Raw genomic sequence first — 20,675 nt, forward strand, 5'->3', positions numbered from 1 at the left:
ATAAATCATTACGCTACGCGCAGATGTCCGCCAGTAGTAACTTTAGGACGGTCTTTCTTCGCAACACTCTTAGCCTGCTTAGCGACGTTATCCTTCACACTTTCAGAGATAACAGTCTTAGGCTCTGGCTTAGATTCTGGCTTAAGCTCAGCAGGTTCTTCCTTATCCTCAGGCTCTACCACTGTGGTAACAACCTCACCCTGCTCTGCGTCTGTGTCAGGGAAAGTTGGTGGAACAACAGGAATCTTAGGCTCCTCACGCTCCTCAGGACACTCAGTCGGCTTCACAGGTTTCTCCTGCTCAGGCCCCTCAGAAGGAGTAGGTTCCTGAGTTTCCTCACTTGGAGTTGGTTCCTCAGACTCCTGAGGTTCCTCAGTTTCCTTGGAAGGCTTAGCAGGCTCAACCTCCTCTTCCTCAGAAGGAGTAGGTTCTTCAGACTCTACAGGCTCCTCACTAGGTGGAACCTCAGTCTCCTCATCAGGACACAACGTAATGTGCTGGAAGCCCTGGTCACAGTTATCTTCGCCACCATTGAGTGCACCATAATAATTCACTGCAGGGTTCAAGTGAAGATTAAACGTACGCGCATACGCACCATACTTGTCACCAGCAGTTTCAATATCTTTACCAATCGTGTCGAAACGACCAGTATTACGAGTAACCGCACACGAACCCACGCTCGTCAAACCATGCACCGTGCCCTGATCAGCATAAAGATTAGCAATACGCTCATTTTCTAAAGCGTTTTCTTTATTACGCTGCTCAATTTCTACTTTACGAGCCGAAGATGCAGATTCATCCTCAGGGATCATTGGGATAGACACAGGAGGTAGTTCATCAGTACGACCCCACGCATAATCTTTCAGACTCTGGCAACCCTCTTCAGCGCTACCAGGTCCACCTTTCTCAGAAGAACACTTCCACAGCATATTATCCGCGCGAATCGGAATGTAGGTATCCTCACCAACTGCTTCCACAGTACCGGTGACCTCAAAGGTATAAACACCATGTATGTTCAAGCCGATTTGGTAGAAGTCCCAATCAGGCTGATACTCAAAGCTAGAAGGCTGAACACCATATATACCCGTTTTATCATCAGCTAAAGAACCATCAGGATTCTTCACAAACGACGACAATCCATACGTGTCATTATCTGTTAGTTCCTCCACTGAATCAACAATAGGAACCTGGTAATCCACCATACGCACAGGCACAGAACTCTCATCAAAATCTGCGCCTTCAATCGGCATATGCGTGAGTTTGATGGATACATCTTTGACAGTGGATGGGATCATAATCTGTGCACCACGAGAGGTTTGGATGTGATCCTCGGATCTCACCAATGATGCCAATTGCACTTGCCAGGTGACCTGTGTTTCATCCCCCACTTGTTTTACACAGGTAGAACCTGTATCACAGTTCGCACCACCCCATGCACCATGAACATTATCAGCGCCACCCTGGTAGTTATCAGTACCGCCGGCACCGGCTAATACTGAGGGGGGGGGCTAGAAAACCCGAACCAAGCATACTTACGGCAACTACTGCCGCAGCACGCTTAGCAAAACGTTGTAAAAACATATTTCCTCAATTTCTTCCTAGGAAAAAGAACAAAAACACTTTCCAAGCCATCCTCAACCACACAAAGCTGAGAAAAACCTAAAAGCATTTCTCATCATAACCACAGAGTAGAAAAAACACCACTCTACTGTTTGCGAGCCACAACTCAATCACACGATCTTATTCGTCGTTATTTCCCCATCAGTTTCGCTGCCGTTTGGCGCGCTTGTGCGATAACAGCAGGTACTCCCACACCATTCACCCAGGCACCAACCAATGCCATATCTGAATGCGCAGTCATAAGTTTTTCCACCTGAGCGACAATCTCATTATGATGCAAATCATAAACCGGCAACCCGCCAAACCAACGCTGCACATAGATCTCAGCAAGCCCAGCAGCTCTACCATCAAAGCCGGTAACCTTCTGGAGATCGTCGAGAGCATAATCTACCAAATCATCTTCTGCAGCTCGGGTTAAAGCGTCATCACCATATCTACCAAATGATGCACGCACCACGGCACCACCGTCGACAGCGGCAGCAATATGCGGCCATTTCTTTGAGGAGAATGTGAACGCTTTTGCTCTTATACCAGGCTCGTCGGCGGCAACAAGAATTCCCGAGTTATCAGGCAAGCCCTCGGCAGAATCAAACTTCATGCCTACGACAACAGAACTCGCTAACTTGATTTTCTTAAGCACTGCGCTGATTTCTGGATCAATGCTTTTGAGCAGCAATGCCGTCGTAGGAGCTGGAGTAGCAAAAATCACCTTGTCGAACTCTGCTGTATCAGTTCCCGCACCGCTAAGCTGATAGCCACCAGCAGTCTTTTTCACCCCAGAAATAAAAGCATCAATATGAATCTGCGCCGCCGACTGCTCCGCCAAGGCCTCATACAACTGAGCATACCCATGTCGGAAAGTACTAAAAACCTGCGGGCGATATTCACCACGAGATTGCCGATCCTCCTGCGCACTCTTCCGCTTAGCCACAATGTGCTCGACCGCACCGCTCAAAGTGATTTTTTCTCCAGCGGCACGCAACTCGTCGAAAGTATGCGCCAACTCCGGCAACGTAGCACGCACCCCAAGATCATCAGACAAAGAGGAATACACCCCTCCTTGCAGCGCCGACACAACCCGATCAACCACCTGGTCACCATAGCGCTCACGCACAAGCGCACCGAGGCTCTGATCCGCCTCAGTCCAGTCAATCCCCTCAGCTTGCGCCTCTGCGTCAATGCGTTGCGCAGTAGCTTTATCGACGATCCCCGCCAGACCAGCCGAGTCAGCTGGTATGCCCATGACAGTGTCACGCGGCATAGGATGTACTGCCCCACCACTATAAATCAGCGAAGGCAGACCACTCGGTGATACCAGATCCTCGCCAAGTCCTAGTTCATGGAAAAACTCGGTTGCATCCTGTCGAAAAGCCACATAAGCCTCTGCCCCCATGTCCACTCGCCCAAAGGCAAAAGGCACCGTGTAGAGTTTGCCACCAATGCGATCAGCTGCTTCATACACCTCAACCTGAGCCTGCGGGTTCTCTTTATGGATACTATAGGCACAGGTGAGCCCTGCTAATCCTGCTCCGATAATAGCAATGCGCATGGCTTTGTCTCCTCACATCTACTTAACGCGCGCTTTGATATTGATATATGCGATATGCACATTTAGAACTCGTGAACAATCTCAACTGCACGAGTAATCGCTTCTGGTTCAGTAGTCGGCAATACACCATGCCCTAGGTTGAAAATATGTCCTCGCGCTTGCCCCGCATCAATAGCCCGATCTGCCTCAGCACAAATACGAGCTATATGCTCTCGCAGGACATTCTCATCAGTAAATAACAACGCTGGATCCAAATTACCCTGCACAACTTTCGCCCCACTAGCTGCACTAATACGCCCAGCAGCCTGGTCGAGAGGCACGCGCCAATCCACACCCATGACCTCAGAACCTGCCTCGCTCATTGCCCCAAGCAACTCACCAGTACCCACCCCAAAGTGAATCCGCGGAATCTCCGCAGGCGCAATTTCCGCAAAAATTTGCTGAGAATACGGCAGCACATGCTCCCGATAATCTCTTTCGCTCAAGAAACCTGCCCAAGAATCAAATAACTGCATAGCGTCGATACCTGCGGCAATTTGAGTCCGTAAAAAACTAACAATACTCGGTACAAGACGCTGCATAAGTTTATGCCACGTTTCTGGCTCAGCGTGCATCATCGCTTTAGTCCGCTCATGATTCTTACTCGGTCCGCCTTCCACCAAATAACTAGCTAAGGTAAACGGAGCACCAGCAAAACCAATAAGCGCCTGCGTCGAGGTAAGCTCCCCCAAAATCATCTCAATACCCTGAGTTACCTCTGGCACTTCGGCATCCAAAATTGCCAAGCGGTCGACGTCGGCAAGGCTGCGAATTGGCTGAGCAACCACAGGCCCTTTACCAGGCACAATATCTATCTCCACACCAGCTGCTTTGAGTGGAACCACAATATCCGAGAATAAAATCGCCGCATCAACATCATGGCGACGCACCGGCTGCAAGGTTATTTCTGCCAATAACTCTGGCATAAAACACGAGTCCAACATATTTATGCCCGCTCGCACTTGGCGATACTCAGGCAAAGAGCGCCCCGCCTGACGCATAAACCATACCGGTCGCCGGCTGGGCTTATTACCTTGGATAGCGTCGATAAGCGGAGCATTGAGCAAAGTACGCTTAGAGCTCATTGACATTATGCCTTTCTAATTATTATGCGTATTATGCGGTCTTGCGCGACAATCGTGAATGTAACTCAATGAGAATTGAGGATGCCAACATCAAAGCGGTAGCAATCATCGGATGAATCAAACCCGCACACGCAGCAATCAAACCAAGAACATTATAGCCCCAGGCAAACACAAAGTTTTGGTGCACAATTTTATTGATTCGGCGTGCAAAGCGAAACAGCCACGGAATAGGCGCTACCCGATCTTCCAAGAACACAATATCGCTATGCATATGATCCACTTCGCTCGGATTATCCACATTTTCAAGCGCACCAAGCAACATTCCCACATTGGCCACGCGGAAACACTCTTTAATACTTGGATCACCCACGACCGCAGCATTAACACCATGAATCCGAATAGAACGCACTGCTTGAGGTTTATCCCGAGGCTGCACACCAGCAAGAACATGAGACACTCCCACAGAATCGCCATATCGACGCGCAACTGGATACGTATCTCTGCTCATCATCATCGTCTCAATGCCCATTGCCTCCAGCGTATCTACCGCCTCAGTAGCATCACTTTTCGCATGATCCTGGAGAGTAATCACGCCACGATCTTTGCCTTTCCAACCAACCACAATAGGAGTACCACCCGACAAAGCTGCGGCAGCAAGACGACCACTGAGCTGCGAAAGATTACGCGGACGCCACAAATAGGCCTCCACACTACGTAATTGAGTATCTCCCTCAGAATCAGTAATAGGAATTTCCACCATTGCATGAAAATTGCCATCATCATCAAACTCATGATGAGACGCCTCCAAGCGATGAGGAATCGACTCATCAGTCGATTGATCACGCGCCTCACGAGAAGCACGCACCAACGCGCGCGAAAGTGGATGATTACTTTCTAAGGCCATAGCGCCCGCAACACGCAACACCAACTCAGGATTTTCACCACGATCAGCAGTGACAGTCTCCACAATCATGTCATTTTCCGCCAAAGTACCCACTCGGTTGAAAATCACAGCATCCACCTGATCAAGCTGACGCAAATTATCCACTTGCGCAATGAGAATACCTCTGCGAGCTGCGGTTTCCAGCCCCTGCCGAGTAGCAACTGAGGCTGAAACAGCAAGAGCTACCGGTGCAACCACACCCAACACAGCAAGTGCAGCGGCAAAAGCATGATTGATATTTCCAGTACCCATCGACCAAAACGTAAAAGTACACGCTGCCAAAAATAAGGAAATAGGCACCAAAATACTTGCCGAATACGTAGCACGCTCATCAGCAGCATCTTGCTGACGCGAAGCCTGATCAATCCAACGATGTACCGCAGCAATCCATGTCCGATACCCGGTATTGCGCACCCGAATCTTCAACCGATTCTTCTTATTAACAGAACCAGCATAAACAGTAGACTTCACCTTAACCGAGAAACTTTTAATGCCAAAAGGACGAACATCCACTTCCGAATGCCCACCAATAACAGCACCATCAACTGGAATGATCTCACCAGGCTCAATGATGATGTCATCACCTACATTAAGACTCTGAATTGCCCGCTGTTGCTTCTCCGATTGCCCAGTTTTGCGATTTTTGGTAGCCACTGTCACCAAAGCAGAAGGATCTGGGCGATATTTTGCCAGCACATCAGCATAACGCACTCGAGTAGTATGCGAGAGCAATCGCCCACCCAAAAGCAGCAAGGTCATGCCACACGCAACGTCAAAAAACAAGGTTCCTTCGTCGAACCGCGCTGCATCAATAGAAATCCACTGAGGATTCATGCGATAGCTAGGCACACCCGCGCTGGTAAACACCACCAAACACACTGACCATATCCATGCCAATAACACAGCTGCCGAACTTGCAGAATCCAATGCTGGCTTTTTACGCGCTGCACCAGCTATGGTAGCGCGATGAAACGGCCAAGCACCATAAAACACCACTGGTATAGATAACGCAATGAGCACCCACTGCCAATAATCAAATTGCAGATCAGGATAATAACTAATCAGTAGTACCGGAATCGAAAAAACCAAACTCACCCAAAAACGACGCGCAGTCAGTAATGCGCGTGCCGTAAAGAGCACCGTGCTGCCAGAATGAGAACGCTCTTTTTTCTCACGCTTCCCACGCTCAGGTGTTTTATCAAGATAACCTGAACGCTTGGCTTCCTGAATCGCCTTGGCATCATCTTCTATCTGCTTGCGCAACCGTGCCGACACATTGCGTGCCCGAGTCCGTCGATGTTGACGACGCTGAGCACGAATATGCCGCCCATCTTCCACATCAGTCCATGCAATACGACGCTGTAACGAGGCTTCAGTAAGCACAGCACTCATACCAAACTCTTCCAGCATGGCACTAATCTCATGGGCTTCGATAGAACGCGGTGCACTTACCCAAGCCATAGCAGTGGAATACACAATGCGGATATTGATACCGTCAATCTCGTTAATTTTTGCTTCAATATCACCAATAGCAGCAGCACTCGGCAAATTATCTAACTCAAAAGCAAAGGAAGTACGCGCATCTTGTGCATCAGCAGCATTGTCGAGCGACATCGACGACGCAGGATCATCTCCTATTCTCCTGCCCAAATGTGCATGCAAAGATCGAGTATCGATCCCGGCTTCAGCTGCAGCAGTTTTAGCGTTATCAATAGCACGCGCTAGGCTAAGATCCTCACTATCACCAGTGATAGGCATGGATTTTTTCGTCGAGTTTTTATCAGATTGCGCTGTCATGAAGAAAGGCTTTCATCATTTCCGTGCTTTTCGCATCTCAAAATACGAACTAACTGATGGGTGAAAATACAGCATTGCGTCGACAATAATGGCAAACACAATAATCATTAACCCTATACCACCAATTTTTAACATGATAGCTATGAGGTTAAAAGCAACAAGGAAAACACAAATAGCAAGGTAAAAACGACGCACATTTTTAGCGGAAGAAAAAAACTTTCCCGCCAAACCAGCAAGGCACAGGCCACCAAGAAGATTCACTACCGCCAAAAAGCGATGGTTACGTGCCACTATCTGCGCTAATTCTGTAGATACTCCTTGCGGAGCACGGACACTAAAGAGCACAAGTGCCGACACAATAAGCGCAATAGCAATGATAATTGCCAAATAATACGTAGCATACAAAGCAATAGGTGGGCGCACATTCTGACGCTCACGTGCTTTTTCACCCCGAGACGGGCGATAAGGCGAAGGAAACATACTGGTCACGGTGAGCTTTACCTTTTCTTACGGTGGTCGGCAGAAGTGTGCTGTGAATAGTTTAACTTCCCAGCAGTACCAGGTGGGTTATCGTCATTATTATTCTCTAACCATGACTGTACTTCTTTCTGATTAAAGAAAACCAACGCCATAATCGCACCAACACCAATAAGGATTTGGACACACCCATCGAAAGCGGTGAAATAGATGGGAATCGTCGTCGGTGTAAGAGAACCAGAAAAGAACACAAAAAATGCACGCACTGCCAAATATACGGCAAAGAAATTGAGTATCCGCCTACTGCGTAATGCGTATTTTCCTGACGTCACCACTGAGCGATAAGCCCAAAAGAATAAACTCAATACCACCAAGCTAAGACACAGGTTCAAGAAAATAGAAATCGCCAAGGAAAGATCTAACAACTTATCACTGTAGTGCATTCCTGCAGGCAATAACTCGCGCACTTGCTTACGACTAACCCCACGAGTATGCCACGCTAAAATCGCAGAGCACACCGCGTGAATAATCTCACCGGCAAAAACCAATAGCCACAAGCGTTCACCATCTCTCATAGATTCTGGTTTTTGTGGCGCACCGCTAGAAAGCGAGTGTTTCGATGTATTCATATATCCCTTTACTTGTTAGCCCCACGCAGTATCTTTGCAGCATCCACTGCAAAATACGTCAAAATCTGTTGTGCACCGGCTCGTTTAATAGCGATCAATGACTCCATCATTGCTGATTCTAAATCAAAACAGCCACTGCGAGCAGCTGCATGAAGCATCGCATACTCACCAGAGACTTGATACGCCGCCACCGGCACTCGAGAACTCTCAGCTACTTTGGACACAACATCAAGATACGGCATAGCTGGTTTGACCATAACAAAATCCGCGCCCTCGCTAATATCCAACTCAACTTCCAAAAGTGATTCAGTAGCATTTGCTGGATCTTGCTGATACGTGCGTCGATCGCCAACAAGTGAAGAACCTACTGCGTCACGGAATGGCCCATAAAAAGCCGAAGCATATTTGGCGGAATAAGCCATGATGGCCACATCCTGATAACCAGCGACGTCGAGAGCACGTCGAATAGCAAGAATCTGCCCATCCATCATGCCCGATGGACTCACAATATGTGCACCCGCCTGTGCCTGCGCCACCGCCATTTTTTGGTACAGCGCTACCGTGCAATCATTATCGACCACCTGCTCACCATGACTATTCTCAGTGAGCACTCCACAATGCCCATGATCAGTGAACTCATCAAGACACGTATCTGCCATAAGCAGCACTGAATCACCAAAACGCTCTCTAGCAGCACGCAATGCCCTATTGAGAATTCCTAACTCCTCCCAGGCCTGACTACCTTGAGCATCTTTATGCGCAGGACTCGGCACACCAAAAATATCCACACACCTAATACCCACTGCACGGGCTTGCTCAATCGCAGCTAAGAGCGAGTCGATAGTATGCTGCATTACCCCAGGCATAGTGCTAATTTCACGCGGCTGCTCAATATCCTCGGCAACAAACATAGGCAAAATGAAATCCTGTGGCGCAAGGGTCGTTTCCGCAACAAGACTACGCATAGCAGGGGTAGTTCTTAACCGGCGCGGTCTACGAACGATAGGCGCAGGTGAACTCGCTACATCACAATCTACGAGCCCACCATCCTTAGCCGTGGTATCTGCGGTACCTGCCATTGCTTCACTCCTCATTTTTCCTACTCTCCACCCTCATCAGCACAATAATCACGCTGCGCAACATAATGCACAAGTGCTTCCACTAAATGCTCTGCCGAGGCAACCTCTGGTACCACTGATACCACTAATCCAGCCTCCTGCGCTGCTTGCTGTGTCTTTGGACCAATACAAGCAATAATAGCCTGTTGCGGAATATCCCCCATCAGGGCAAGCATATTACGCACAGTCGACGCCGAGGTAAAACAAATGGCAGCTGGTTGTACGTGGTGAAATAAGGCTCGCACCTCGTCACTAGGTTCAGGCGCCAGCACAGTATGGTAAACCACTAAATCAGTAACCTGCCACCCCAACTCGCGCAAGCCTTCGCGCAACTGTGGAGTGGCAATATCAGCACGAGGCAAAAACACTCGAGAGCCACCATCTGCCGCCACACCCAGCGCTGCCACCACGCCCTCAGCATTATAGGCTTGGCGCAGGGCAATCACCGTGGGTTCATACCCATACTCACGCGCAACCGCAGCAGTTTTAGCACCGACGACCGCCACATTGAGCCGAAGCAGTGCAGTGTTAGCGTGCTCAGCGTCGCTGGTGGGAAGTGTGTTAACCGCGGTGTGTAGTGTGCGCACGGCATTAGCGCTACTAAAGACTACCCACTCATATTTTCCAGCTATTACTTCGGCTAACGCATCATGTATAGCTGCTCGTTGTGCCCCTGTTACTGGTTCGATGGCAATTGTGGGCAATGATTGTACGTGAGCACCATAGGTCGATAGCAGTGTGCTCATAGCTCCCGCTTGTTCTTTAGCGCGCGGTACCCACACTGTCCACCCGCGAAGTGCAGTGTTCTGAGCATGAGCCTGAGAATCAGAAAGGCACATTAGTAGAGGATATCTCCTGCACCCTGGGCGAGTAACCATGTTGTGAGTTCCTCGGCAAGCTCGGGTGCAGCATTGACAGCTCCGGTGAGCTTATGGTGGATTGTGGTGGTGCCATCAAGGGATATCACAGCTGCGCTCAGCGTGATATTCTCTTGCTCAACCTGGGCATATGCTGCAACTGGTGCCGTGCATCCGGCTTCTAGGCGTTGGAGTATGCGTCGTTCTGTCTCTGCTGCTAATTGTGCTTTTTCATCCACTACTGAGCTTATTGCTGCACGAGCGCGCTCATCATCATGGCGACATTCAATCGCTAATGCACCTTGGGCAGGAGCTGGCAAAAATAGCTCGGGGTCAAAAATCTCAGTAGCGTATTCTTGCTTTCCGACGCGCACCAATCCAGCATAAGCAAGCACAATGGCGTCGAGTTCGCCTTGATGAACTTTGGCAATGCGTGTGTCGATATTGCCGCGCAATGGACGAATATCTAGATCAGGACGCAATGCTTTGAGCTGCGAAATTCGTCGGGGAGCACCTGTGCCTACCTTGGCCGACTGAGGTAATTGCGCCAAGGTCAAAGAATCTCTTGCCACCAGGCAGTCCCTGGCGTCGGCACGCGTGGGCACAACGAGATGAAAGCGAGGATCTCGTGCGGTGGGCAAATCCTTAAAAGAATGAATAGCGATATCACATTCTCCCGCAGCTAATGCCTCCCGCAATGCTTGGGTAAACACTCCTACGCCAATGCGTTCTACCGGTGCCATATTGACATCACCAACAGTGGTAACAATATGCAGCTGTGCCGCATGACCGTTTTGTTCTAGTGCTTGCAAAACATGACCTGCTTGCGTGGTGGCTAAGAGACTGCCGCGTGTTCCGATCAGAAGCTCGGTACTCATATACTCGCCTTACTTTTCTACTATGTGCTATTGGTGCTATTGCAGACCAGCTGTTGCTCGTTGGGCGTCGGTAATGCCCAAGGTTACTACCGAATTATCTGGCAATTCCTCTACGCCTACTTTTACGCTGCGGTCTTGCCCTGGCGATCCTTGCAACCCAAATAATTCCTGTAATGCTTGGTCATAGGGCACTACCTGGGCTGTTGCGGCTAATTCTTTCACCCGTACTGTCGGTTGATGCAAGAGCTTATCGACGACCCGGCGCACAGTATTATGCACTTCCATGCTGTGCTCTTTGCTCATTGTTGGGGTCTTAGCCTCCAGGCGAGCAAGCTCTGTATTGATAATATCTGCAGCTTGACGACGTAGCGCCGATACCACCGGAACCACATCACGCATTCTTTGTGCACTGTTATATGCAGCTAGTTCTTCATTGACAATATGCTGTGCAGCTTGACTAGCGCCTTGGGCACCATGATGCATACTGGCATGGAGTTTTTCGATATTGATCAGATGAATGTGTGGATTGTCGCATACGTTATCGTCAATATCACGAGGTAAAGCCAGATCAACCAAGGTTAACGGGTGAGTAATCTGCGCTACCTGTTCCCCGCTCATCGTACGCGTATGTGCTGCACCTATAGCAGAAATAATCAAATCTACCTCAGCAAATACGCTGTCACGCTCCTCAAAAGGTACAGCTCGCGCATTCACCTGAGCTTCATGGGCATGGTGTGCCAACCGTTGCGCACGCTCAAACGTGCGATTAGCAATGATGAGTTCTGCCACCCCTAAGCGTCCCGCATGAGTTGCCGCTAATGATGCCATTGCTCCTGCACCCAGCACCAACGCTTTTTTCCCGCGCAAAGGTTGGGCTTCAGCTGGGTCAAGTTCCATAGCTACGAGGGCTTGCTCAAGGGCAAAAGACACCATTGAGGCACCAGATTCATCAATATCAGTTTCATTATGCACGCGCTTACCAGTATGAAGTGCGGCTTGCACCAGCCCATGTAGTGTAGGGCCGACGGTGCCATTCTGGGTTGCCTCATGATAAGAGCTACGCACCTGCCCAATGATTTGTTGTTCGCCCACGACCATAGAGTCCATACCAGCGGTTACGACCATAACGTGTTCTACCGCAGCGTCGGCATAGCGAACATAGAGATAGCCGCGTAGTGTTTCAATATCTACGCCACTTGCTTCGTGGAGGACAGAGACAATATCGCTCACGCCCGTGTGAAAACTAGAGGTGACAGCATAGACCTCAAAGCGATTGCAGGTAGAGACGATCATTGCTTCAGCTAGAGATGGACGGTCAACTAAACGTCGCGTGGTATCTGTTTTTAGATCATTATCCATGCTGAGCTGTTCCAGAAGTGCCACTGGTGCTGACCGATGTGACATTCCCACAACAAGCGCACTCACGACTGATCTCACCGCTTTCACAACATATCAACCAAAAGATTGACTTCTAACAGTTATTCCGATGTATAACGCTAGTAGTTCCACGGGCAGTTCACAACAAAGCCTGAGCTAACTCTGCATTATCGACTTCCCAGCAGGCAAACTCCTCGTCGTCGATAAGCACAACGGGAACCCGATCACCGAACTCTGCCGCTAGATCCGAATCAGAATCCACATCAAGAATCTGAAATGACGCACCCGCCTGAGCAACGACCGGCTCAATTTGCTGCGCGACGCGCGCACACGAACCGCAGCTACGACGACTCAGCAAAACCACATGATGAGCATTTTCAGCAGACATAAGCTAGTGCACGACTTTCTTTTATATAAAGATGCTTAGGAGATGGTGACACAACTAAGCAAGATCACTCTTAGCAGATTAACATAGAGAAAAGACTAAGCATTAAGCGCTATAGACGGAAAAAGAAAATCGGTGAAGAGTATATTGTGAGCACTATTCCAGATCCTTCCTGGCATCAAACACCACAGGAGTTTCTTGCAAGTTGGTCAGGAACACATGGCAGCATGCGCAGATTTATTGAAGAACTAGCCCTGCCTCCACTCAGCGAAAAGACACAACAAGAAGCTGGGGAAGCTGCCGCAGCAATATCAGTCGCACAATTATTTGGCTTAGAGCTCGACGACTACACCTCAGGGCTTGATTCTGTCAGTGGCTCCATCGAGGCAGCAGGTGGCTTACACATCAACTCCCCCGACCCAGAAATACCACAAGAAAATGGGGTTGCCGCCTTCTTCGACGTCGATAACACCTTGATCCAAGGCTCTTCTCTCATTGTCTTTGCACTTGGGTTGGCTAAAAAACGCTATCTCAAATTATCGGAAATAATCCCAGTGATGTGGAAACAAATCAAATTCCGACTCACTGGCTCCGAAAATGCACAAGACGTGGCAGAAGGACGCAGGCAAGCGCTTGAGTTCATCAAAGGCAAAAGCGTCGACGAGCTGCTGGAATTATGTGAGGAAATTGTTGATAGCAATATCAGCGATCGACTCTGGCCAGGAACCAAGCAACTGGCTGAAATGCATCTTGCCGCCGGTCATCAAGTATGGCTAGTCAGTGCCACCCCCGTGCAATTAGCCCAGGTACTAGCGCGACGCCTAGGGCTCACCGGGGCACTAGGCACCGTTGCCGAAGTAAAAGATGGCAAGTTCACTGGACGGCTCGTCGGAGATATCTTGCATGGTCCCGGGAAAAAGCACGCCGTCGCAGCTCTGGCCACTCTAGAGCGTTTGGATTTGGCGCGGTGTACCGCATATTCCGATTCCATCAACGATGTTCCCATGCTCTCCATGATGGGCACTGCCGTTGCCATTAACCCCGATAGGCAACTGCGCAAGCACGCGGAAAAATTAGGTTGGGAAATTAAAGACTACCGCAGTATCCGCAAAGCAATTCGCCAATTTGGTGCGCCGGCGCTCATCACTACTGCGTTTAGCTATAGCAGCTGGCTACTACTCAAACGACGAGGCACATAACCCCATGCAGCCCACAAACACAGGGCCAACATGGGGTTCTTACTTGCCCTTACTTGCCCTTACTTGCCAAGTTTACGACGCTGCACGCGAGTACGGCGCAATAATTTGCGGTGCTTCTTTTTGGACATACGCTTACGACGCTTCTTAATGACAGAACCCATACTGGTTTCCCTCGTTTCCACAACTAACTGTACTAATGACGTACTACCCTTTTTGACAATCAGCACAACATCTTACCTACCAGCCCTGCCAGAACAAAATATCAATCAGCGGAACACAATAGAAAGCGCTGCAAGGTACACAGCGGCAAGCGCAGTAGCACACACGACAGAAGGCTGAAATACATAAGCAAAGGCGGTGTGGAAAACCACACCGCCTTTTAACAAGAAAACTGTTAAGTATTAGCCAACCTCATAGTATGAGGAGTCCAAATACTCGTTGACAGCCTTTTCGTGAACACGGAAACTGCGACCAACGCGAACTGCAGGCAATTCACCTGAGTGAACTAACCGATACACAGTCATTTTGGACACTCGCATAATCTCTGCGACCTCAGCAACCGTTAAAAAGGTACCGTTTTCTTCTCTTGCCATATTCATATCACCCTTCAAGCAATACCGCGCTGCAGGCTTCCCCTCCCGCAGACTTGTCACGGACGTGCTTGTTAAAGTCTAGCGTGAAGTATGTGACTATTGCGACTTGAGATTGCTAAAAATAATTGCAGTGATGCAATTTACCCCCTGCGTCTCAAGAAAAGCACTGTATATAGCGTTTTCAGAGTGACCCAAGGGGTTAAAATTATTTTTTGCCTAACTCCCGAGAACGCTGCGCACACGCCTGGGTTGCCCGATAAAACGCACCACGAATACCCGACTCCTCAAGCTCACGGATAGCGGTAATCGTCGTCCCAGCGGGAGAAGAAACATTAGCCCGCAATTGGCTAGGCTCCTCCCCCGTCTCTTTGAGCATCGTCGCCGCACCATACAATGCCTGCGTTGCCAATTCTCGAGCAGTATCCCGGTCAAAGCCCAGGTGCACACCAGCATCAATCATTGCCTCAGCGATTAAGAATAAATACGCCGGCGAAGAACCAGACATCGCCACAGCCGCATCCATATCAGCCTCGTCGATCACCTGCACGCTACCCACGCTACGCAGCAGCTCCAGAACAGTATCAAGCTGTTCCTCCCCCACAAAGCGCCCTGGAGACACCGCGCACATACCAGCACCAACCAACATAGGCGTATTAGGCATAACCCGCACCACCGGCGCACCAGCCGCCAACGCCTCCTCAATAGCAGCATTAGTAATACCAGCCGCCATAGAAACGATAGTCGTCGCAGTGTTGTTATCCACCACATCAGAGATTTCTTCCACTACCGAGATGATCTGCTTGGGTTTCACACACAAAAACACCACATCAACCTCATCAACTGCTGAGGTATTCTCAGTAAAAGGCACCACCCCATAGGTCTGCTTGAGATAAGCGCCACGCTGCGGATTGCGGTTAGTCACATGAATATCAGCAGGATTAACCCCACTGGCAACCAACCCTGCGGTTAATGCCTCACCGATTTTTCCGCCACCAATAATCGCTATAGAACTCATGCGTCCACCCTGCCACGATTATCAGATTGTGTCTACTTTGCCAATAAAAACCACTACCGACGATTCTCATCCCCTAGGTCACACAGAAACAATCTGCCACGGACGAAAAACCAACACAGTAACAACAGCAACCACACACGCACTCCACAACACCGGTACCGCACCTAAAAACTCCGCCACACACCCACCAACCAAAGCACCCAATGGGGCAAAACCAACCCCCACAAACTGAAACACGCCATTGACCCGCCCAACCATATTCTTCGGCGCAACCTCCTGACGCTTAGCGATCATCGTGATCCCGAAAACTGGGGCAAGAATACTCGCCCCAAAAGAAATAACCACAATAGCTACAAATGAGTGCGTCACCACCGGAGCAGCAAAATCAATCAACAGCCCTAAGACACCAAGCGCGATTGCGCTAGTAAAGCCCAACCGCTCCGCGAACATAGGAGCCAAAAACCCACCACATACTGCAGCAACACCAAGAATCGCAAACGACAACCCAATAGTTCGCGCAGAAACTGCCAAATCCTGCACATAGTAAACCAACGCCACCGAAGAACTAGCAGAAGAAATGATATTCATCATGCCAACACACAACATCGAACGATACAACCAGCCATGACGTCGAATAGCAACAAACCCCGCCACCGCTTCATGAAATGGATTAGCTGCATTTTCTTGGGTTTTGACAGACAATCCTAGATGAGCATAAGCACTCCCGCCTCGTTTGCTATGTTTGCGATCGTCAGAAAAGGCAACCGCCGCAGCAGAAAGCAAAAACAAGAACCAAAAAATAATCATCATGGACTGGACACTAAGAAAACCCGCACACGCAGGAGCCAAGAGCGTGCCACATACCGTCTGAATAATCGCAATATGAGAAAACGCCTTAATGCGTTTTTGCTCGTCAACAATTACTTCCGACGCACGCGACTGCGCCGACACATCAGTAGCCATATCCACAAGCCCAACGACCAAAGCCGTCGCCAGAAATAAGCAATACATATAGCTTCGATTAGCGCTGACGAAACTCAACAAAAGCATGAGCACCATAACAACCGCACGTACCCATGTTGCAGATTTGAGCAGGAGGCGAGCACCACTGCGATCAATATACACCCCAACAAAAGGGCTACTCATCCACGGAAGTAACTGGAAAACAGCAATAAGAGCAACAGGAAACTGACCAAACCCCTGTGCTGCTGCCCATAAAGGTATCAGAGTATAGCCAATACCATCAGCGATATTTGCCAACGTTAACAGATAATAAAATCTACGCACGTGCGTCTCCCTAAAAGAGCATAATTGTGTGCTTATACAGCACAAGTCCAAGCAGAATTACGATCGCTTTTAGCGTTAATTGCTTCGTGCGCTTTTTATCAATTCGGGCACACGAGATGGTGCCCGATTTAACAAGTCATAGATTTTAGGTCAGATACTGCCGCAGCCATTTTCAGCCCTTTCCGTCGAAACAGCATGATATGCAGGTAATGGAGTCTCTTTAGCAGAGAGTTTGGTGTTATTCACACTAACAAAAAATATCTATCATGCAATAGTTTTAAGTGGGGGCACCCCTTAGCGGGGCTAAAACCACTCATAATAGACAAAAACCGCCAGCCCAAAACCAACTGACGGCCACAATAATCAATACACCCTAGCTTCCCAAGGCGAACACAACCGAGCACCTAGCGACCAGCCCACATATGGCTAGCTCCTCTAGCCAATAGTGAGCAACGGACCAAAGGTAAGCACCAAACCAGTTGCCCCGGCAAGAATCATGCTGAGTCGATCACGATTAGTACGCAAGAAATACACCAACCCAATGAGCATGGCTACCGTAACCACAGCAACAACACTCACCGCCGGCTTACTAAACGCTATCCACAAGAACTCAAACACCTTGAAGATAATAACGCCCAACACAATGCCAACAATAGACATCAGAATAACCGCACCTACCGAGACAGATTCCTCTTCCTCGTAGTCGTAATCGCATTCCTCGTCTAGCTCAGCCTCCTCAGCTTCAACAGACTCAGCGACAACGCTCTTATCCTCATCAGCTAGCTTAACGACGCTACTGCCGTGCATTTCCTGTGCTGATTCTGGTGCTGATACTGCCGCTGATTCCTCAGCCTGTGCTTGTGGTGCAACCACCTTAGCTGGCTTGGCCGACGCCTCTTGCACATCCTCACGAGCGTTTTCCGTCTTTACCACCGGAATTGAGCCTGTGGTAAGCCGCACTGGGTCTTTCTCATCTACCACAGAAAGAACCAATGTGCTTGCGTCGGCAGTGTCTTCTTCTGCGTCCAAAGGCTGTGACGTATGCTTTGGCTGCACGGGCTTCGCATCGACCCTAGGAATACCACCAGTAAGCTCAGCTACTGAGATACCGCCTTCTTCAATGCTATGCCGACGGCGTCGCTTAGGACGAGAATTAGGGTCAGAGTTTTTCTTTTCCCGCGACAACAATTGTGCAACGGTTAGTTGCTCCTCACTCATTTCTTCCTGCCTTCCTCATCAACAGTTTGCGGCAAATCCTTTTCCAGACGACGCAAAATAACGCCTTCGCGCAATGCCCACGGACAAATTTCTAATCGCTCAATTTCCAGTGCACGCATAGCAGCCTCAGCAACGAGAGCGCCTGCCACAATCTGATGAGAACGATGAGAACTCACACCTTCTAATTCTGCCCTGTCTGCCGCCGTCATGCGGGAAATAAACGCAATTAACTGCCTTAAACCTGGCGCAGTGAGTTCCCGCTTCACAAAAGAACCCGCCGAAGACGGTGCAGCACCGGTCAAACGCGCCAAAGTTCTAAAGGTTTTAGAAGTACCTACTGCCAAACGCGCCGCACCATGAGAGCGAATACCCCGCGCTGCCTCGGCAAGTTCTGCGTCAATATAATCGCGCAGCAAATTGATCTTTTTGCGCTCCGGTGGATCAGTATCAAACCACTCGTGAGTCAGGCGACCTGCACCAAGGTCAAGAGAAAAAGCGGCATCGGCTTCTTCGTCCATACCAGTGCTCAACTCCAAGGAGCCGCCACCAATATCGAGGTTAATAATGCGACCAGCTGACCAACCATACCAACGTCGAACAGCTAAGAATGTTAAACGAGCTTCGTCTTCACCAGAAAGAATCTCAAGACGCACACCGGTTTCTTTTTCGATATGCTCCAATACTTCCTTGCCATTGCTCGCAGAACGCACTGCTGAGGTAGCAAAAGGCTTGAGTTCATCACAGCCAAGCTGGCGGGCAAGGTCACGCGCCTCAGCAACTGAATCAGTCAGTTTGCTAATACCTTTGGCACTAATTGCACCATCGGAATCTAAGTATTCCACTAACTTGAGTGTGGTTTTCCAATCGCTCATGGGAGTTGGACGACCACCCCGCTTGGCATCGACTGCCACGAGATGAACCGTATTACTACCCACATCTAATACACCTAATCGCACATTCTAAGGTTAGACGGTAGCGTGTCCAAGTGTGAACTTAGGCGAAGAAAAAAATAAGAAATCTGTTATCAATTTAGGGTTTCCTGCCCATTCACCTGCAGGAAAGTCAATACACGCTGGTATGGAATTGGCACCTGATTTTCCTAGACAATGGCTCGAAATTGTTGATCCCGATGATAACGAACACATTATTAGCCTCGATTTAACATGGTTAGAGTCGCACTATTCCTGTGCTTTCGGCACCCCCGACTGCCACGGCATTGACGCAACCAACCCTAGCGTCGGATGCTGTGTCCACGGCGCTTTCCTCAGCGACGAAACCGACCGCGACCAACTTTATAATGCCGTCAGCGAAATGCCAGCTCGGTTTTGGCAATTACGCCCAGACACCACCGACGCCTACCTCACCCACGGCGAGCCAGAAGAATTAGAACCCTGGCTCGAATGGGACGAACTCGATAATGACGAAGGCGAACCAGAACCAGCCTTAAAAACCGCGCTTATCGACGGCGCCTGCATCTTCGCCAACCGCCCAGGCTGGCCCACCGGCGCAGGGTGTGCCTTGCACCAATGGGCTTTGGCTGAGCACCAAGATTTAACGATTGTAAAACCTGAGGTGTGCTGGCAGCTCCCACTGCGCAGGATAGAGGCTTATGAGCAAAGAGCAGATGGCGTAGAGATTTTGCGCACCACCATTACCGAGTACGAACGCCGCGGGTGGGGTAATGGCGGTGAGGATTTCGACTGGTATTGCACCAGCGCACCTGCGTGCCATCGCAATGCCCAACCGCTGTGGCAGAGTCAGGAAAAAGAATTACGCGCGCTCATTGGCGATACCTGCTATGAGCTGCTGGCTCACCATTGCACGAAGCGTGCCGAGGTGAAAAAACTGGGTGCAGCACCTGAGGTTTTTGCACTGCACCCAGCTACGCGTACTGCCCAGCAGCAGGTTCAAGAAGGTGATTAGAAGTCGAATTTATAGCCCAGACCGCGCACAGTGAGTAAGTGCTGTGGTGAAGAAGGCTCTTCTTCAATTTTGGAGCGCAAACGCTTGATGTGGACGTCGAGAGTTTTGGTGTCACCAACATAATCAGCTCCCCAGATGCGGTCAATCAATTGACCACGAGTGAGAACTCGACCATGATTGCGCATGAGGTACTCGAGGAGATCGAACTCTTTGAGCGGCATTTGCACTTGCATGCCGTCGACAGTAACTGTGTGGCGTTCAATATCCATGCGCACACGACCACCAACGAGAATCTGCTCGTTTTCTTCTTCCTCGTAATTGCTATCGCCACCGCGACGCAGTACCGCACGTACCCTGGCGATCAGTTCTCGAGAAGAATAGGGTTTGGTGACGTAATCGTCTGCACCAAGTTCTAAACCAACAACTTTGTCGATTTCTGAATCCCGAGCAGTAACCATGATGACAGGCACAGAGGAAACGGCACGCAATCTCTTGCACACATCAGTGCCTGACATTCCGGGAAGCATGAGGTCAAGCAACACAATATCAATCTCATTGCGATTAAACTCGACCAATGCACTCGCACCGTCGGAAGCGTGGACTACCTCAAAACCCTCTTTTTTTAACAAAAAGATCAATGGTTCAGCCAATGAGTCTTCATCTTCAACCAGCAGAATTGTTGTCAT

General features: G+C 49.5%; 20 protein-coding genes. 2 read left to right on the top strand and 18 right to left on the bottom strand.

Features of this window, described 5'->3' with window-relative positions; all coding sequences use genetic code 11:
• Positions 1–8: 8 nt before the first annotated feature.
• The 11 genes from EML15_RS09250 to EML15_RS09300 all read right to left on the bottom strand — a co-directional run bounded on the left by EML15_RS09250 (position 9) and on the right by EML15_RS09300 (position 12,757).
• Complete coding sequence (locus tag EML15_RS09250; protein WP_144275294.1) at positions 9–1,388, bottom strand: hypothetical protein; 1,380 nt, start codon at positions 1,386–1,388, stop codon at positions 9–11.
• A 362-nt stretch (positions 1,389–1,750) separates the two neighbouring features.
• On the bottom strand, positions 1,751–3,169 hold the full coding sequence (locus tag EML15_RS09255) for a protoporphyrinogen oxidase (RefSeq protein WP_144275292.1): 1,419 nt from the start codon (positions 3,167–3,169) through the stop codon (positions 1,751–1,753).
• Positions 3,170–3,231: 62 nt separating this feature from the next.
• Positions 3,232–4,299 carry a uroporphyrinogen decarboxylase gene (hemE, locus tag EML15_RS09260; protein WP_144275290.1) on the bottom strand — a complete coding sequence of 356 codons (1,068 nt, stop codon included), beginning with the start codon at positions 4,297–4,299 and terminating at the stop codon, positions 3,232–3,234.
• Positions 4,300–4,324: 25 nt separating this feature from the next.
• Positions 4,325–6,994, bottom strand: a complete 2,670-nt coding sequence (locus EML15_RS09265; RefSeq protein ID WP_349236859.1) for an HAD family hydrolase — start codon at positions 6,992–6,994, stop codon at positions 4,325–4,327.
• 54 nt (positions 6,995–7,048) lie between these two features.
• Positions 7,049–7,522 carry a hypothetical protein gene (locus tag EML15_RS09270; protein WP_144275270.1) on the bottom strand — a complete coding sequence of 158 codons (474 nt, stop codon included), beginning with the start codon at positions 7,520–7,522 and terminating at the stop codon, positions 7,049–7,051.
• An 8-nt stretch (positions 7,523–7,530) separates the two neighbouring features.
• Positions 7,531–8,139, bottom strand: a complete 609-nt coding sequence (locus EML15_RS09275) for a hypothetical protein (RefSeq protein WP_144275268.1) — start codon at positions 8,137–8,139, stop codon at positions 7,531–7,533.
• A gap of 8 nt (positions 8,140–8,147) precedes the next feature.
• Positions 8,148–9,218 (bottom strand): porphobilinogen synthase, encoded by a 1,071-nt coding sequence (hemB, locus tag EML15_RS09280; RefSeq protein ID WP_144275266.1) that lies wholly within the window; start codon positions 9,216–9,218, stop codon positions 8,148–8,150.
• Between the two features lie 20 nt (positions 9,219–9,238).
• The gene (locus EML15_RS09285; protein ID WP_185967240.1) at positions 9,239–10,096 is read right to left on the bottom strand and encodes a uroporphyrinogen-III synthase; all 858 of its coding nucleotides are present in this window, start codon (positions 10,094–10,096) and stop codon (positions 9,239–9,241) included.
• On the bottom strand, positions 10,096–10,992 hold the full coding sequence (hemC, locus tag EML15_RS09290; RefSeq protein WP_144275262.1) for a hydroxymethylbilane synthase: 897 nt from the start codon (positions 10,990–10,992) through the stop codon (positions 10,096–10,098). The genes EML15_RS09285 and hemC overlap by 1 nt, the downstream gene beginning before the upstream one ends.
• A gap of 36 nt (positions 10,993–11,028) precedes the next feature.
• Positions 11,029–12,417, bottom strand: coding sequence for a glutamyl-tRNA reductase (locus EML15_RS09295; protein WP_144275260.1), 1,389 nt, complete (start codon positions 12,415–12,417; stop codon positions 11,029–11,031).
• A 91-nt stretch (positions 12,418–12,508) separates the two neighbouring features.
• The gene (locus EML15_RS09300) at positions 12,509–12,757 is read right to left on the bottom strand and encodes a glutaredoxin family protein (protein ID WP_144275258.1); all 249 of its coding nucleotides are present in this window, start codon (positions 12,755–12,757) and stop codon (positions 12,509–12,511) included.
• 143 nt (positions 12,758–12,900) lie between these two features.
• On the opposite strand from EML15_RS09300, the gene EML15_RS09305 reads away from it, so the two are divergent.
• Positions 12,901–13,953, top strand: coding sequence for an HAD-IB family hydrolase (locus tag EML15_RS09305; protein WP_144275256.1), 1,053 nt, complete (start codon positions 12,901–12,903; stop codon positions 13,951–13,953).
• Positions 13,954–14,012: 59 nt separating this feature from the next.
• Here the strand turns inward: EML15_RS09305 and EML15_RS09310 are convergent, their stop codons facing one another.
• The 6 genes from EML15_RS09310 to EML15_RS09335 form a co-directional block, all read right to left on the bottom strand.
• Entirely contained in the window at positions 14,013–14,114 is a 102-nt protein-coding gene (locus EML15_RS09310; RefSeq protein WP_003402602.1) for an AURKAIP1/COX24 domain-containing protein, read from the bottom strand.
• A gap of 240 nt (positions 14,115–14,354) precedes the next feature.
• Positions 14,355–14,546, bottom strand: coding sequence for a helix-turn-helix domain-containing protein (locus tag EML15_RS09315; RefSeq protein WP_144275254.1), 192 nt, complete (start codon positions 14,544–14,546; stop codon positions 14,355–14,357).
• A gap of 205 nt (positions 14,547–14,751) precedes the next feature.
• Complete coding sequence (gene proC, locus EML15_RS09320; RefSeq protein WP_144275252.1) at positions 14,752–15,561, bottom strand: pyrroline-5-carboxylate reductase; 810 nt, start codon at positions 15,559–15,561, stop codon at positions 14,752–14,754.
• A gap of 78 nt (positions 15,562–15,639) precedes the next feature.
• The gene (locus EML15_RS09325) at positions 15,640–16,848 is read right to left on the bottom strand and encodes an MFS transporter (protein ID WP_185967239.1); all 1,209 of its coding nucleotides are present in this window, start codon (positions 16,846–16,848) and stop codon (positions 15,640–15,642) included.
• A gap of 435 nt (positions 16,849–17,283) precedes the next feature.
• A complete protein-coding gene (locus EML15_RS09330; protein ID WP_144275248.1) occupies positions 17,284–18,066 on the bottom strand; it encodes a hypothetical protein in 783 nt (260 codons plus the stop codon).
• Positions 18,063–19,022, bottom strand: a complete 960-nt coding sequence (locus tag EML15_RS09335; protein WP_144275246.1) for a Ppx/GppA phosphatase family protein — start codon at positions 19,020–19,022, stop codon at positions 18,063–18,065. The genes EML15_RS09330 and EML15_RS09335 overlap by 4 nt, the downstream gene beginning before the upstream one ends.
• 31 nt (positions 19,023–19,053) lie before the next feature.
• On the opposite strand from EML15_RS09335, the gene EML15_RS09340 reads away from it, so the two are divergent.
• On the top strand, positions 19,054–19,989 hold the full coding sequence (locus tag EML15_RS09340; RefSeq protein WP_144275244.1) for a hypothetical protein: 936 nt from the start codon (positions 19,054–19,056) through the stop codon (positions 19,987–19,989).
• Here EML15_RS09340 and EML15_RS09345 read toward each other — a convergent pair.
• Positions 19,986–20,675 carry a response regulator transcription factor gene (locus tag EML15_RS09345; protein WP_144275242.1) on the bottom strand — a complete coding sequence of 230 codons (690 nt, stop codon included), beginning with the start codon at positions 20,673–20,675 and terminating at the stop codon, positions 19,986–19,988. The genes EML15_RS09340 and EML15_RS09345 overlap by 4 nt on opposite strands.

Source organism: Corynebacterium sp. sy017 (genome assembly GCF_017918135.1).
In the GTDB taxonomy this organism is placed as follows: domain Bacteria; phylum Actinomycetota; class Actinomycetes; order Mycobacteriales; family Mycobacteriaceae; genus Corynebacterium.

Coding starts and splice junctions, on each gene's coding strand:
- hemB (WP_144275266.1), bottom strand. CDS start 9,218: ATGGCAGGTACCGCAGATACCACGGCTAAGGATGGTGGGCTCGTAGAT.
- EML15_RS09345 (WP_144275242.1), bottom strand. CDS start 20,675: ATGACAACAATTCTGCTGGTTGAAGATGAAGACTCATTGGCTGAACCA.
- EML15_RS09300 (WP_144275258.1), bottom strand. CDS start 12,757: ATGTCTGCTGAAAATGCTCATCATGTGGTTTTGCTGAGTCGTCGTAGC.
- EML15_RS09265 (WP_349236859.1), bottom strand. CDS start 6,994: ATGCCTATCACTGGTGATAGTGAGGATCTTAGCCTAGCGCGTGCTATT.
- hemC (WP_144275262.1), bottom strand. CDS start 10,992: ATGAGTACCGAGCTTCTGATCGGAACACGCGGCAGTCTCTTAGCCACC.
- hemE (WP_144275290.1), bottom strand. CDS start 4,299: ATGTCAATGAGCTCTAAGCGTACTTTGCTCAATGCTCCGCTTATCGAC.
- EML15_RS09315 (WP_144275254.1), bottom strand. CDS start 14,546: ATGGCAAGAGAAGAAAACGGTACCTTTTTAACGGTTGCTGAGGTCGCA.
- EML15_RS09255 (WP_144275292.1), bottom strand. CDS start 3,169: ATGCGCATTGCTATTATCGGAGCAGGATTAGCAGGGCTCACCTGTGCC.
- EML15_RS09275 (WP_144275268.1), bottom strand. CDS start 8,139: ATGAATACATCGAAACACTCGCTTTCTAGCGGTGCGCCACAAAAACCA.
- proC (WP_144275252.1), bottom strand. CDS start 15,561: ATGAGTTCTATAGCGATTATTGGTGGCGGAAAAATCGGTGAGGCATTA.
- EML15_RS09330 (WP_144275248.1), bottom strand. CDS start 18,066: ATGAGTGAGGAGCAACTAACCGTTGCACAATTGTTGTCGCGGGAAAAG.
- EML15_RS09285 (WP_185967240.1), bottom strand. CDS start 10,096: ATGTGCCTTTCTGATTCTCAGGCTCATGCTCAGAACACTGCACTTCGC.
- EML15_RS09310 (WP_003402602.1), bottom strand. CDS start 14,114: ATGGGTTCTGTCATTAAGAAGCGTCGTAAGCGTATGTCCAAAAAGAAG.